The sequence below is a fragment of the Oryzomonas rubra genome, from assembly GCF_008369015.1.
Lineage (GTDB): Bacteria > Desulfobacterota > Desulfuromonadia > Geobacterales > Pseudopelobacteraceae > Oryzomonas > Oryzomonas japonica.
Window position 1 is genome coordinate 562639 of sequence record NZ_SRSD01000001.1, and the last position, 14036, is coordinate 576674.

The following is a 14036-nucleotide window of genomic DNA, read 5'->3' on the forward strand; positions in this document are numbered from 1 at the left end:
CATGCTGCTGATGATCGACAACTACGATTCCTTCACCTTCAATATCGTCCAATACTTCGGCCAGCTGGGCGAAGACGTGCGTGTCTACCGTAACGACAAGATCACCGTGGAAGAGATCGAGGCCCTGCAGCCGGAGCGGTTGGTGATCTCCCCCGGTCCCTGCTCCCCCGGCGAGGCGGGCATATCGGTGCAGGCGATCAAACATTTCGCCGGCAGGGTTCCGATCCTGGGGGTCTGCCTCGGCCATCAGGCCATCGGGGAGGCATTCGGGGGAAAGGTCGTCAGGAGCGTTTCCCTGATGCACGGCAAGACCTCGCCGATCATCCACGATGACCGGGAACTTTTTGCCGGGCTTCCGAACCCGTTCCAGGCCACCCGCTACCACTCCCTGGTGGTGGAGCGGAGCAGCCTGCCGGATTGCCTGGAGGTCACGGCATGGGTCGAGAACGGGGAGATCATGGGTATGCGCCACAAAACGCTGCCCATCTGGGGGGTCCAGTTCCATCCCGAGTCGATCCTCACCGAGGGTGGGATGAGCCTGCTGGAGAACTTCCTGAAGATAAGCAGATAACAAATGAACATCTGCCACGGAGACACAGAGACGCAGAGAAAAACAAGAGATTACAGCAGGCCGTAAAGACAGGATTCCTGATTTCCCTGAAGCCGTTACACCTTTCTTTTCTCTGTGTACCTCTGTGTCTCAGTGTCTCTGTGGCGGATTTTGATGCTCTTATCACAAAAAAGCCCACCGGAAAGAATCCGGCGGGCTTTTGCTGTTTCTGCTATGAATCCAGAGATCAGGCGGCCTTGATGGTCACCTTGAGGGTTGCGACAACTTCGGGATGAATCTTGACCGGAACGCTCGTCTCGCCCAGCTGCTTGATCGGCTCGGCAAGAACGATCTTCTTGCGGTCGATGTCAAAGCCCTTTTCGGTGAGGAACGCGGCGATCTCCATATTGGTGACGGAACCGAAGAGTTTTCCTTCTTCGCCGGCCTGGTGGATCAACTCGATGGCAAGCCCTTCCAGTTTGGCGGCCAGGCTGCGGGCGGCCTCCAGGGTCTTGTTCTTCTTGTAGGTCAACTGGCGTTTGGCGTGTTCAAGCGCCTTGGCGTTCTTCTCGGTCGCCTCAATGGCAAACCCTTTGGGGACCAGATAATTGCGGGCATAGCCGGGAGCAACCTTGACGATGTCACCGATGTGGCCGAGGGTTTCGATGTTTTCCTTCAGAATGACCTTCATACTTCTCTCCTTTCGAGCCTGATTATTACAGGTTTTCCTGTTTTTTGGGGGTACGGAAGTCTCCCCACAGATCAAATATGCCGATGGCGGCAACAATGGCCGCGAGATACGGTTGTACCAACAGCATCACCCAGAGAAACACGCGTATGATGCTGTAAAAAGCCTGGCGGGCGGTGAGGGTCAGAATAACCGCCAGCCCCTGCAAAAAATAAAGCGTTGTCGTTACGACCAGTACGTTGAGGGCCGGCATCGTGACGAACTGGCTGGGCGCCAGCATGGCGAATCCGGCTGCAATCAGGATCCAGACCAAAGGTTCCGGCAGCCGGAGATCCTTGAAATCGCCCAGGGGAAAGCGGTATCCCATCAGGAATGCCGGTCTGCGTATGAGCGCCAGATTGCATCCCGCCATAATCCCGAGCAGGATGGTCACCAATGACGGGTAAACTCTGATCAACAGCGCGGCAGCCATGTCCATGGACTTTTTGACCATGGACAACTCGTCGCCTTTGACGCCGCTCTTTTCATACAGGGCGAGCGCCCGGGAGATACTGGTGGAAATCTCGCCGGAAAAGGCTTGCTGCAGATCCTGGTTGCTGACCAGCGTCAGAATAACGGCGACCATGGCCACAAGGGCCGCGCTAACGCCCGTGGTCCAGGCGATAGTCCGGGCCGCGCCATACCCACGCAGCAGCAGTTCCGGCATCAGCAGGGCGATAACCCCGCATTGCAACAGATAGATAGCGCCCACATTCGGGCTGTATACCGCCGTCAATGCGATACCGGCCAACGCAAGGATGACAACCGATGTGCCGCGCCCCTGACGCAAGCGATAATACACCACCGGGAAGGGGGCCAGAAGCCCCGTAAAAAAACCGAGCGGCGGTAGTACAAAGGACACCGCAAACAACGCGAACGTGCCTGCGGTGCCCACGAGAACTGCGGTAAGCCGCGCCTTAATGGAATCGGCCGGTGTGTTCGGGTTCATTCAGACCCTAGGACAGCGAGTGGTTCGCGGCGATCGGCAAGAGCGCCAGATTGCGGGCGCGCTTGATCGCCTCGGTGATTTCCCGCTGGTGTTTCGCACAGTTGCCGGAGATGCGGCGGGGAACGATCTTGCCGCGCTCCGAGATGAAGTAGCGCAGGGTACGGGGTTCTTTGTAATCAATGGTCAGGTTCTTTTCGGCGCAAAAACGGCATACCTTCCTGCGCTGGAACGGACGGCGCTTGCGGGGGCCACCGGGGCCGCCTGCGGGACGCTGGCCGGGACCGCCTGCCGGACGTTGATATGGGGTGCTGGGTCTTTCGTCGCTCATGATAGTATATCCTCCAGGAAATTATTCGTTTGCCGCTTCAACGGCAGGGACTGCTTCTTCAACAGCCTCGACCGCTTCCGCTTCGACTACGGGAGCTTTTTTCTCAACAGCCTTCTCGGGCTCTCCGGTAATGTTGACGCTCTGGTACCGGAGCACCTTTTCGTTAAGTCTGAGGCGCCGTTCCAACTCGGCGATCAGCTCCGCCCCGCCATCAAAACGAAGATAGTAGTAGCGTCCTCTGGCAAACTTCCTGATGGGGTATGCCAGCTTCCTGACACCCCAGTCGTCCAGCCTGAAGCACTCGCCATTGTACGACGAGATGACCTCCTGAACCTTGGCGCCGATGCTTTTGATCTCGTCTTCGCCAAGTTCCGGCTGGAGGATGAAAATTGTTTCATACTTCCTCATGTGATGTTTCCTCCTCACGGTTTTCGAGCCCCGGTCCTGCCCGGAGCAAGGAGATACGGCACGGATGCCGTCTTTAAAAGAATGGGTTATGTACAATATTTTTCCAGCGATTGCAAACTATTTATCGTTTTCCCCTCACCTCCGGGGAGGATCAACCACCCCCTGCCCCCCTCCTAGTTTAGGAGGGGTCGGGGGTGGTAGCCTTTCTCCGTTTATGCGAAAGATCCGTGACAATCAATGATTGGCTATAAATAGCTTGTGGTTATGGCGTCCGGCGAATGCGGAACTTTTTGATTAACTCGGCCGGATGGTAGGAAAGTTTGGCACTGCGCAAGCCTCCATCCCCCAGGTCCTGCTCCCGGTTCACAAATTTGCAGTCATTGAACAAAATGCGGCTGTACTCGCGGTTAATGAGCTGGGAGAGCCCTTCCATGAAAGGGTCGGTCTTTTCGAAATGGCATACCGTGGTCTCGACGTTGAGCCGCTCCCCCAGGCTGAAGGCCTTGACCTCTCCGGAAACCGTCACCACAACCCCTTCCAGCCCCAAAAGTTCCGTTTTTTCCACCGCCTCGGCGGTGGCCTCGACCTCCAGCCCGAAGGACGGCTTCTCCTCAGCAGCCATGCCCCTCCAGACCTCCAGCAGCTTACGGCACCCCGCCCGGTACTGTTCCGAGAAAAGCTCCACCCGGTACTCGTGGCGGGCGGCAAAATAGCTGATACGGTTCTTTTTCTTGTGAAAATGGTTGCCCGGCAGGGTAGCAAGTTCCTCCCGCAGGTAGAGATAGTCGAAGGAGTCCCGGTCTTCCACCGCGGCCACCCCTCCCCGCTTCAGACAACGTTCCACAAACGCCTCATCGGCGCCGTAGAGTTCCAGCCCGTCGCCCCATACCCTGTCCAGCGCCGTTTCCACGGCCCCACCCAGGGGCGGCATGCAGTAACGCTCCCCCGAATACCCGCGCCCCAGGACCACCAACGAGTCCCCCACCATGGTCAATCGATAGTCGTGGGCGGTGCGAAACAGGTACAGGCCGGCAAAGGTCATTTCGGAGATACGCGGTTGCAAAACGGAAAAACGCACATCCAGCAAAGGCTTATCGACAAGATCGAGAGGACGCGAGTCAGGGTAGGATGGAATTTCCATTGAGTTCTCCGGAATGGTTGTAGTAATAAAGAAGTGTTATCTTATCAGAAAAGGCACCAGGGAGGAACAGCCATGGCCATCGCTACCAAAATTGCCGGATTCATCTCACGATCATCCTGGATTCGCAAGATGTTCGAGGAGGGAGAGATTCTGCGCCGGGAATTCGGTGCCGACAATGTCTATGACTTCACCCTGGGAAACCCCAATGTGGAACCACCCGAAGCCTTCTACCGCGAGCTTCTGTCCTTGGCCCAACATCCCCTGCCCGGCATGCACAGTTATATGAACAATGCGGGCTACACCGAAACCCGGGCCGCCGTGGCGGCCAAACTGGCCAAGGATTCCGGGCTGCCGGTCACCTTCGAACACGTGGTCATGACCTGCGGGGCGGGAGGGGCACTCAACGTGGTGCTCAAGACCATCCTCAATCCGGGTGATGAGGTTATCGTCCTGGCCCCTTATTTTGTAGAATACACATCGTACATCGACAACCACGGCGGCGTTCCGGTGCCGGTCTGGACCGACCGCGACACCTTCCAGCTCGACGTGGACGCCATCGAACGGGCGCTCACACCGAAGACGCGGGCCATCATCGTCTGCTCTCCCAACAACCCTACCGGAGTGATTTATCCTGCGGAAAGCCTGCGTAAACTCGGCGATCTCCTGGAGAAGACGCAGCAGAAGACCAGCCGCCATATTTACGTCATCTCCGATGAACCCTACGCCCGCATTACCTATGACGGCAAGCACGTCCCCAACATCTTCCCGCTGATAGAAAATTCCGTCATCGTTACCTCCCACAGCAAAGACCTGGCCCTGCCGGGCGAGCGGATCGGATACCTGGCCATCAACCCACGGATGCCCACCGCCATGCAGTTCATGGGGGGCGCCATCTACTGCAACCGGGTTCTGGGTTTCGTCAATGCGCCGGCCCTCATGCAGCGTCTGGTGGCCAACCTGCAGGACGAGTCGGTGGATATCGAACCGTATCGGTCGAAACGCGATCTTCTGCTACGGGAGTTGACCGCCATGGGGTTCAAGGTGGTTAAGCCGGACGGCGCCTTTTACCTCTTCCCCGCCTCCCCCCTGGCCGACGACGTGGCATTCATCAAGCTGGCCCAGAAACACCGCATCCTCCTGGTGCCGGGAAGCGGATTCGGGGCGCCCGGCTTTTTCAGGATCGCCTACTGCGTGGACATGGGCATGATCGAGCGGAGCCTGCCGGCCTGGCGCGCATTGGCCCAGGAAACCGGGCTCAAAGGATAAGTCGCTTTACCGACCGTTCCCGCAACATACCGAACATGAAACGGCAGAGGCCTCCAAAGGATTTTTCAACCTTTTGGGGGCCTCTGCCGTTTGGCTCGGCACAACTAACCACCCTGAAAACGTCTGCCACAGAGACGCAGAGACACGGAGAAAACCGGGAGCAAAACAAATAAACAACGGATTCAGATGTTGTTTTCCCCAAATAGATACTGCGTTTTTCTCTCTGTACCTCTGTACCTCTGTGTCTCCGTGGCAGATGTCGATCTTAAATTTGGATCTGCCGCATCAATCCCGGTAACGCTTCACCATATCCCCGTACGCGTCGATACGCCGGTCACGGAGAAACGGCCAGATGCGCCGCACGGTTTCGCTCCGCGCCAGATCCAGGTCCACCAGCAGGATTTCCTCATCATCCCGCGAGGCCTCCGCCAGCAGTTCCCCTTGGGGCCCGGCCGCAAAACTGCTTCCCCAGAACCGGATTCCGGTTTCGGGATGGAGGGGGGACGGCTCGAAACCGACCCGGTTGACGGCCAGAAGCGGCAGGCCATTGGCCACGGCATGGCCGCGCTGAACGGTGATCCAGGCGTCGCGCTGGCGCTCCTGCTCAGCCGTGCCGTCGGCCGGGTCCCAACCGATGGCGGTGGGGTAGATGAGAAGGTCGGCCCCGGCCAGGGCCATCATGCGGGCCGCCTCGGGATACCACTGGTCCCAGCAGACCAGGACCCCGAGGGTGCCGACCGAGGTCTTGATCGGATTGAACCCCAGATCCCCCGGCGTAAAATAGAATTTCTCGTAAAAGCCCGGGTCGTCGGGGATGTGCATCTTGCGGTAGATGCCGGCGGTGGAACCATCTTTTTCGAAGACCACTGCGGTGTTGTGGTACAGGCCGGGGGCACGGCGCTCGAAGAGCGAGGCCACAACGACCACTCCCAACTCGCCGGCCAGGCCGGCAATGGCGCGGCTGGCGGCACCCGGGATCGGCTCGGCCATATCGAACAGGGCGGGGTCCTCCACCTGACAGAAGTAGGGGCCGGCGTGCAATTCCTGCAGGACCACCAGCGCAGCCCCATCGGCCGCGGCGCGCCTGATCATGGCGCAACTCCTCTCCAGGTTTGCGCCTTTATCGTTGCCGCAACGCTGCTGAATCAATGCCGTTCTGAGGAGTCGCGTCATGGCAGAACCCCTTGGGGCAACTGCATGGTCACGCAGTGCAGGGAGCCGTGCTGCTCCAGAAGCGGCAGGCAGTCAATGCCGATGATCTCCCGGCCGGGAAAGGCCTGACCGATGCACGTCATGGCCGGTTCGTCCTTTTCCGGGTCCCGGTAGGTGGGGACCAGCACGGCGCCGTTGATCACCAGAAAATTGGCGTAGGTGGCCGGCAGACGGTGGGCCTGGTCATCGAAACGGGCCTTGGGCCAGGGAAGCGGGAGCAGGCGGTAGGGTGAACCGTCCGGAGCCCGGAAGGCCTTCAGTTCCTCCTCCATCAGTTTCAACTCCTGATAGTGTTCGTCCCGGGGGTCGTCGCAGGCCGTATAGACGATGGTATTGTCCGGGCAGATGCGCGCCAGTGTGTCGATATGGGAATCGGTGTCGTCCCCGGCCAGGAAACCGTGATGGAGCCACAGCACGCGGCCGGCCCCTAGAAGGGAGGCCAGGGCCAGTTCGATCTCCCCCTTGTCCAGTTGCGGGTTGCGATTGGGCGATAGCAGGCATTCGGCGGTGGTCAGGATGGTGCCGAGCCCGTCGCTCTCGACGCTGCCCCCTTCCAGGACCAGGCCGACGGTCTTGAGGTTGGGGACCAACGCCCCCAGTTCCTTGAGCCGTTTGGAGATCAGATTATCATGGTTGGCGGCGAACTTGAGTCCCCAGCCGTTGAAGCCGAAGTCCAGCAGCACCGGCCGGTCGTTGAAGATTACCGTAAGGGGGCCAAAGTCCCGGGCCCAGGTATCATTGCTGGGCACCTCGCAGACAACGACCCTGCCCAGGTCGATGCCGGCGGCGGCCAGGCACTCCCGGGCCGAGGCGGCGCTGGGCGCGGTCAACACCACTCGTTCAAACCGGGTGATCCGGCGGATAATCTCGACAAAGGCCGGATGGACATCGTCCAGCATAGAGGACCAATCGGTGCCCTCGTGGGGCCAGGCCAGCAGGACGCCGTCCTGCGCCTCCCATTCGGCGGGAAATCTCGGATTCACGGTCACATCTCCTTTTGAACGAATCTCACCCCTGTCGTCAGGGGCGGTGACCAGTATAGTATGGTGAAACCTCACCGCGCAAGCCCGCTTTTTATCGTCAAACGAAAAACCGCCGGCCCATCCCCCCCTGTTGCAGGCAACCGGGACGATGCCCGGCACCGGATAAACTCGCCGATGAGTTTTTGACCACCATGCCCGTGGACACTTTGGGCTTGCCTTTAAGGGGCTCTTGCGTTAAGTAAATATTCCCGATTTCAACCCACATCACTGCGGGGTGCGCCCCGCAACCATGGAGTGTGTGTGAAGAGCCTGACGTTACAAGCCCCTGCCAAGGTCAACTACCGCCTGGACGTGATCCGGCGGCGCCCCGACGGCTATCACGATCTGCGCATGGTCATGCAGCGGGTCAACCTGTGTGATATGATTACCATTACCCTGACCGAGACCCCCGGCATCACCGTTACCTGCGGCAAAAACGGCGTGCCCGACGGGCCGGGAAACATCGCCTGGAAGGCTGCCAAAGCCTTGCTCGACCTGGCGGACCAGGGGGTGGGGGCGGTCATCGACATCGCCAAGAACATCCCTGTTGCGGCCGGGTTGGGCGGGGGGAGCAGCGATGCCGCCACGGTGCTGATGGGCATGAATGAGCTGTTGGGCCTTCAGCTCTCGGAACAGCGCCTCATGGAGATCGGCCTTACCCTGGGGGCCGATGTGCCCTTCTTCGTCTTTCAAAAACCGGCCCTGGCGGAGGGCGTCGGCGAACAGCTCGCCCCCATGCCCGCCATGCCGCCCGTCTGGGTGTTGCTGGTCAACCCCGGTGTGCATGTTTCCACGGCCTGGGTTTATCGAAGTTTACAGTTGACAAACCGGGACGGTCTGGCTAAACTCCCCGAGCTTTTTCGGAGTATTGAGGATATCTGTTCGATCTTTTCCAACGACCTGGAATCGGTAACCATCCCCGCTTTTCCCGTAATTGCCGAGATCAAGGAAATCATGCTTCGCGAGGGTGCGGCAGGCGCCATGATGTCCGGCAGCGGCCCCACCGTCTTCGGTCTCTTCCGGGACCGGGAAAGCGCCGAACGAGCCCGCGCCGTTCTGACCGCCGACACCGGTTGGTTCGCCGCCGTTGCCGAAACAATCTAGATACGATTTCTTCCTCTTTGTTTATTGGGGCGTCGCCAAGCGGTAAGGCACCGGATTTTGATTCCGGCATTCGCAGGTTCGATCCCTGCCGCCCCAGCCAATAAAACAGCCACTTACGTTAATTCGCAGGTGGCTGTTTTGTTATTTTAAATCATCACAGTTATGCTTTGCAGAAATTAAGTTGAGGCACACGGTAGCTTTTTTCACTATCTCATGACACAGGTGGCAGAGCCGGATGGACAATCCTCCCCTCCCGGACGTTCACCGCTGTTGCCAAGGCTGGCAGCTTGGCAACAGCCCGCTCTACCCCGTGTTCGGCAAGCATCATCACGTAGGGGAGTGTGGCATTGGTCAAGGCCAGGGTGGAGGTTTGCGGGTAGGCCCCAGGCATGTTGGCGACAGCATAGTGGACAATGCCGTCTACAAGGTAGAAGGGATCGCCATGTGTCGTGGGACGGGTCGTCTCGACGCAGCCGCCCTGGTCCACCGCGACGTCGACAATTACCGCCCCCTTCTTCATCTCGCCCACCATCTCCCCCGTTATGAGCAACGGAGTCCTGCCGCCCGGCGTCAAGACCGCGCCGATGACCACATCCGCATCCCTTATCTCGGTGCTGATGGTTTCTCTCACCAACGACCCGGTTCGCACCCGGCCGCCCGTCAACTCGTCGATCCGCCGCAGCCGCTCGATCCCCCGATTCAGCACGACGGTCTCCATGCCGATGCCCGTCGCAACCCGAGCTGCATGGGAACCAACCGTACCAGCCCCCAGGATGAGCGCCTTGGCAGGTCGTACCCCCACCGCACCCGTCGGAAGCAGGCCGCCTCCTCCCATGCACCTTTGCAACAACCAAGCCGCCACCAGGGGGGCCATCCGGCCTGCCACCTCGCTCATGGGGGCCAGTAGCGGGAGGTCGCCGTTGATTTCAAGGGTTTCATAAGCCAGGGCGGTAATCCTCCTTTCCACGAGAAACATAGTCAATTTGCGATTGGGGGCCAGGTGAAGGTAGGCAAAGAGGGTCTGTCCTTCCCGGAATAGATCAAATTCCTCCGGCAGTGGTTCCTTAACCTTGACAATCAGCTCGCCCCGCCGGAACAGCTCTTTGTGAGTAACAATCGTGGCGCCGTTCTGCCGGTAGTGATCGTCATAAAAGCCGCTCCCGCTCCCCGCGCCGCTCTCCACAAGCACCTTGTGACCCGCCTTTGTCAGTTCCGCGGCACCGGCCGGTGTAAGGGCCACCCGGTATTCTTCTCTCTTGATCTCTTTGGGAACGGCTATTATCATGGCATCCTCCATTCTCTGCCGTTCGTTATGATCGCCATGTTGTTGGCTCATGATTCCTCAGTTTGCCATTAAGTTTACCATCTTTCCGCCCTTGCGCCCGAAACGGTCGGACAAGAATTCACGTGTTATACTAAATTTTATAGCAGCCTCCCCCCCCGAGGGTGAGTAGACGCCGGATAACCGGACATGAGGCACGGCTATGAGAGATACAGAGGGGCAGCGGGATAAAATCCGGGCAGCAATGGACTCCCTCCAATCACGCCTAAACCGCTCACCACTCTTTTTGCCCATTTTCCGAAAAAGGTTTATGATGATAATAAAGTAGCACGATAGACGACACGTCCCGAAAGGGGGATCAGGTCATGGCAAGCAAAAGTGCAAAGATATGCGCGGTTACCGATAGCCGACAGCGCGCCCAATTGAGCAGTGAACCCGCATTCTATTGTTCCAGATGCGGGGCGAAAACCCACAGCAGCGCCAGCGTCTGCGAGCCGGTGCCGTTCGAGCCGGATCACTGAATCTCCGAGGATCATCCGACCCGGAGCATAGAGGCAAAGAATCAAAGTAAAGGGGCATCTTCATCGATAGATGGAGGTGCCTCTTTGCTGCGTAAGTCCCCCACCCCAGCGCATAACGCCGACAACGGCACGGGCAACAACAATACCGCCCATAACTACCTGGGCAAAGCCTCTGCGGCCTCCGCTATCAAGGCGAGGCTCATTGCGAAATGTGAAGGAATGCGATTATGAGCGGGTTGGTGCCGTCGCGGTATTTTCAGGCGTCCGAGGTTTTTTTGTCGGCGTTGATGTGGAGCTGGCAATGGAGACATTTGCGCAAATAAAGGAGGGTCATACCATTGACATGGAAAAGATTTCCGCAGCGGGGGCAGACGCACACCGCCGACCAGAACATGGTAATAATGAGAATAACGACCCATATCCCGATGGAGGTGCCCATCGTACGGTAGGTCGGCGAAATTGAATGGATGATCCACATGGCCGGTATGTAGATGGCGACGGTTCCGAAAAAATACCTGCGTCGTTTGCGAATCACGGCAAGCCCGGGACCGAATCCGGCTGCGTCAGGGGTTTGCTTGTCATCCATAGGCTTGCGTCCCTCGCCTGCGGTCATTGGGAAGAGTTTTTTGCGGAGAACTGAAATAAAGGCCGTTTTCTGTGCGAAAACGGCCTTTGCTTGTGTGGCGCCCCGGCCATGCTGGGTTTAAAAAAGCCACCCACTGGTACAGAGCTATTTCTTTTTTGCCTTTTTAGGAGTCGCCTTTTTGGGAGCGGCTTTCTTCGGAGCAGCAGCCTTAAGGTCTTTCAAAGGTTTGCCTGCGGAGAACTTGCCAACGGTCTTGGCCGGAATCTTGAGAGCCTTGCCGGTCTGGGGGTTCCGTCCGGTACGAGCTTTTCGCGTGACCGCACTGAAGGTACCGAAGCCGATCAAGGTGACTTTTTCGCCGCTCCTGAGTGCTGCGGTTGTAGCATCGATGAACCCCTTGAGGGCCTTTTCAGCCTGCGTCTTGGTGATTCCTGCCGCCTCTGCGATCTTTACTGCCAGCTCTGCCTTGGTCATTGTGCTCTCCTTTCGAGCTCTATGAATTAGCCTCCATTACGAAGGCATCTGTACATGAATCAGAGCATTGCTTCTTGTAGATCAGACTAGATTCTTGCGACGACCACTCTCAGGTTTACCTGCTACTTCTTGCTATTTTTCATACACATATCACAAACCCTTTGCAAATTGCCAATAAAAATGCGGCTTGGCGACGACCTACGCATATAATTTGCTGGTATACAATGGTGCAGGTAGTGTAAACACCGGGCACAGATCCCCGGAGCGCCCTGGCCGTATCGAGCGAACATATTGATTTTGCTATTGACTTTGCCATGGAATTGTAGTAATTCTTCCAAGAAACAAAGAAGGATCGCTACCAATAGGGTTAGCTTACCAAGCTAGCCCTTTTTCATTGTACCGGCCGCAAACCGCCTGGGCGTCTCCTTACCGGACGCTTCTTGAAAGGATTCGCACCCGTGCGCATCACCCTTGTCTCGCTTCATCCCGCCCCTTCCCCCCAGGCGATTCCCCTGGCCAACGCCTTTTTAAAAGGCTTTGCGGCCGAAACAGGCGCAGAAATACGCTTGGAGGACTTTTTTGTCGGCGACGACGCCCTCGCGTGTGCCCACAACCTGGCGGAACGGCAGCCTGCAGCCATCGGTTTTTCCCTGTATGTGTGGAACCGAGCCGCCTGCCTGGCAATCGCGGCCGAGGTGCGCCGCCGCATGCCCCGGGTGCTGCTCTTCGCCGGCGGGCCGGAGGTGACCGCCGACCCGCACGGTGTGCTTGACGGGTCTTCCCTGGACCTGGTCATCGTGGGTGAAGGGGAAAAACCTTTTGCGACCCTCTGCACGCGACTGGCCGGCAACGCCCCCCTGGAGGGCATCCCCGGCATACTGCTGCCAGGGGCGGCGACGCCCTTTACCCCCGCCGCCCCCTTGGCCGATCTGGACGTCATCCCCTCCCCTTACCTGGAGGGCTTTCTGGATTACGGCCGTTATCCGGGCATCCTGTGGCAGCTTTCCCGTGGATGCGGCTTTACCTGCGATTTTTGTTTCGACTCCCGGGGCCAGCACGGCGTACGGCGTTTTTCCCTGGAGCGGATCGAATCCGAACTGCGCCATTTTGCCAAGGGCGGGGTATCCCAGGTCTTTGTGCTCGATTCCACGTTCAACCAGGACTTGAAAAGGGCCAAGGCCATCCTGAGGCTGATCAAAAGGATCGCGCCCGGCATCCACTTCCACTTCGAAGTCCGCAGCGAGTTCATCGACCGGGAACTGGCCAACCTCTTCTCCCAAATCACCTGTTCGCTGCAGATCGGCCTGCAAAGCGCCGACAGCCATGTCCTGCGGGGGGTTGGGCGTTCCTTTCGGCCCGACGACTTTGTCGCACGGATCAGCCTGCTCAACGAAAGCGGCGCCACCTTCGGCTTCGACCTCATCTACGGCCTGCCCGGCGACACCCTGGCGGGTTTCCGCCGCAGCCTGGACTTTGCCCTGGCGCTCTACCCCAACCACCTGGACATCTTCCCCCTGGCGGTGCTGCCCGGCACCCCCCTCGCCGAACGGAGCGCCGCCATCGGCCTCAACCACCTGCCCCAGCCGCCCTACACCCTGCTCTCCTCCCCCACGATCTCGGCCGGCGACATGACCGTGGCGCGGCGCCTGGCAACGGCCTGCGACATCTTCTACACCCGGGGCAAGGCCGTGGCCTGGTTCAATGAGGCCGTCAAAGCCCTCAAAACATCCCCCAGCGATTTTCTGAACCTGTTTTCCCAATGGCTGCTGACCGTGCAAGATGCGCAGATCAGTGAAAGCGATCTGGACGACCAGACGGTCTGGCAACTCCAACGGGACTTTCTGGGCAGCGCATTCGGCAAACCGGGCCTGAAACGGCTTCTGCCCGTGGTTCTCGACCTGGTGGATTACCACTACCACTATGCCGCCGCACTCCTGACCCCGCCGGAACAACCGCCGGGACGAAACAAGGACAAGGGCCGCCTCCTCCACATACCACTGCGGCTGGCAGGGTCGGTCCGCCTGGTGGAATTTCGCTACGAAATCCTGGAGATACTGGATGCCGGCGTGCCGGACATCCGACGCCTGGCCGACACCCTGGTCCCGGTCGGCTCCTTTGCCGCCATCTATCCGGGCCGCGACGGGGTCTGCACCGAGTCCCTGGCCGAGCCCTATTTCCGCCTTCTGGAGCGCCTGAACGGCACGGACCCGGCAGGGCGCATCGCTGCCGACCTGGAGCTTGAGGCCGACGAGGCAACGCATTTTCTTCTGTTTGCCCTGACCGAGGGGATCGTGCTGCGGAGCTGATGCCATGCCCCTCGCGCACCACGGCCGGGCAAACGCACGTCCGAGCCGGTTTGGAGGCCTCCGGCAGGGAATAAGCGTCCCATGAGCGAAAGAGGTTGCATTTTGACGGTCGTTTTAGTATATCTTTCATTTCCTTTTTGGAAATTCAGGGATTTCCGCG

Annotated in this window: 14 protein-coding genes and 1 tRNA gene; 5 read left to right on the forward strand and 10 right to left on the reverse strand. The window is 58.8% G+C overall.

Features of this window, described 5'->3' with window-relative positions:
• The first annotated feature begins 1 nt into the window (after window position 1).
• Window positions 2-571 (forward strand): anthranilate synthase component II, encoded by a 570-nt coding sequence (locus tag ET418_RS02600; RefSeq protein ID WP_149306080.1) that lies wholly within the window; start codon window positions 2-4, stop codon window positions 569-571.
• Window positions 572-797: 226 nt separating this feature from the next.
• Here the strand turns inward: ET418_RS02600 and rplI are convergent, their stop codons facing one another.
• The 5 genes from rplI to ET418_RS02625 all read right to left on the reverse strand — a co-directional run bounded on the left by rplI (window position 798) and on the right by ET418_RS02625 (window position 4103).
• On the reverse strand, window positions 798-1241 hold the full coding sequence (gene rplI / locus ET418_RS02605) for a 50S ribosomal protein L9 (protein ID WP_149306009.1): 444 nt from the start codon (window positions 1239-1241) through the stop codon (window positions 798-800).
• A 25-nt stretch (window positions 1242-1266) separates the two neighbouring features.
• Window positions 1267-2226, reverse strand: a complete 960-nt coding sequence (locus ET418_RS02610) for a YybS family protein (RefSeq protein ID WP_149306010.1) — start codon at window positions 2224-2226, stop codon at window positions 1267-1269.
• Window positions 2227-2233: 7 nt separating this feature from the next.
• Window positions 2234-2554, reverse strand: coding sequence for a 30S ribosomal protein S18 (rpsR, locus tag ET418_RS02615; protein ID WP_149306011.1), 321 nt, complete (start codon window positions 2552-2554; stop codon window positions 2234-2236).
• Window positions 2555-2575: 21 nt separating this feature from the next.
• Window positions 2576-2962 carry a 30S ribosomal protein S6 gene (rpsF, locus tag ET418_RS02620; protein WP_149306012.1) on the reverse strand — a complete coding sequence of 129 codons (387 nt, stop codon included), beginning with the start codon at window positions 2960-2962 and terminating at the stop codon, window positions 2576-2578.
• A gap of 262 nt (window positions 2963-3224) precedes the next feature.
• The gene (locus tag ET418_RS02625; RefSeq protein ID WP_149306013.1) at window positions 3225-4103 is read right to left on the reverse strand and encodes a DUF2156 domain-containing protein; all 879 of its coding nucleotides are present in this window, start codon (window positions 4101-4103) and stop codon (window positions 3225-3227) included.
• 72 nt (window positions 4104-4175) lie between these two features.
• Here ET418_RS02625 and ET418_RS02630 point away from each other — a divergent pair, with 72 nt between their 5' ends.
• Window positions 4176-5369, forward strand: coding sequence for a pyridoxal phosphate-dependent aminotransferase (locus ET418_RS02630; RefSeq protein WP_149306014.1), 1194 nt, complete (start codon window positions 4176-4178; stop codon window positions 5367-5369).
• A 285-nt stretch (window positions 5370-5654) separates the two neighbouring features.
• On the opposite strand, the gene ET418_RS02635 is transcribed toward ET418_RS02630, so the two are convergent.
• Together ET418_RS02635 and ET418_RS02640 are read right to left on the reverse strand one after the other, a co-directional pair.
• Window positions 5655-6542, reverse strand: coding sequence for a carbon-nitrogen hydrolase (locus ET418_RS02635; RefSeq protein ID WP_149306015.1), 888 nt, complete (start codon window positions 6540-6542; stop codon window positions 5655-5657).
• Window positions 6539-7564 (reverse strand): agmatine deiminase family protein, encoded by a 1026-nt coding sequence (locus ET418_RS02640; RefSeq protein ID WP_149306016.1) that lies wholly within the window; start codon window positions 7562-7564, stop codon window positions 6539-6541. The genes ET418_RS02635 and ET418_RS02640 overlap by 4 nt, the downstream gene beginning before the upstream one ends.
• Before the next feature lie 300 nt (window positions 7565-7864).
• Between ET418_RS02640 and ispE the strand changes: the two genes are divergently transcribed.
• Both ispE and ET418_RS02650 read left to right on the forward strand, forming a co-directional pair.
• Window positions 7865-8707, forward strand: a complete 843-nt coding sequence (ispE, locus tag ET418_RS02645; protein WP_149306017.1) for a 4-(cytidine 5'-diphospho)-2-C-methyl-D-erythritol kinase — start codon at window positions 7865-7867, stop codon at window positions 8705-8707.
• Between the two features lie 25 nt (window positions 8708-8732).
• Window positions 8733-8807: transfer RNA gene (locus ET418_RS02650), tRNA-Gln, on the forward strand.
• Between the two features lie 111 nt (window positions 8808-8918).
• Here ET418_RS02650 and ald read toward each other — a convergent pair.
• The 3 genes from ald to ET418_RS02665 form a co-directional block, all read right to left on the reverse strand.
• Window positions 8919-9992: an alanine dehydrogenase gene (gene ald / locus ET418_RS02655; protein WP_149306018.1), complete on the reverse strand. Its 1074-nt coding sequence runs from the start codon at window positions 9990-9992 to the stop codon at window positions 8919-8921.
• A gap of 774 nt (window positions 9993-10766) precedes the next feature.
• Window positions 10767-11096, reverse strand: a complete 330-nt coding sequence (locus tag ET418_RS02660; RefSeq protein WP_149306019.1) for a hypothetical protein — start codon at window positions 11094-11096, stop codon at window positions 10767-10769.
• Between the two features lie 144 nt (window positions 11097-11240).
• Window positions 11241-11597 (reverse strand): HU family DNA-binding protein, encoded by a 357-nt coding sequence (locus ET418_RS02665; RefSeq protein WP_274596124.1) that lies wholly within the window; start codon window positions 11595-11597, stop codon window positions 11241-11243.
• 431 nt (window positions 11598-12028) lie between these two features.
• On the opposite strand from ET418_RS02665, the gene ET418_RS02670 reads away from it, so the two are divergent.
• Window positions 12029-13876 carry a B12-binding domain-containing radical SAM protein gene (locus tag ET418_RS02670; RefSeq protein WP_149306081.1) on the forward strand — a complete coding sequence of 616 codons (1848 nt, stop codon included), beginning with the start codon at window positions 12029-12031 and terminating at the stop codon, window positions 13874-13876.
• Window positions 13877-14036: the final 160 nt, after the last annotated feature.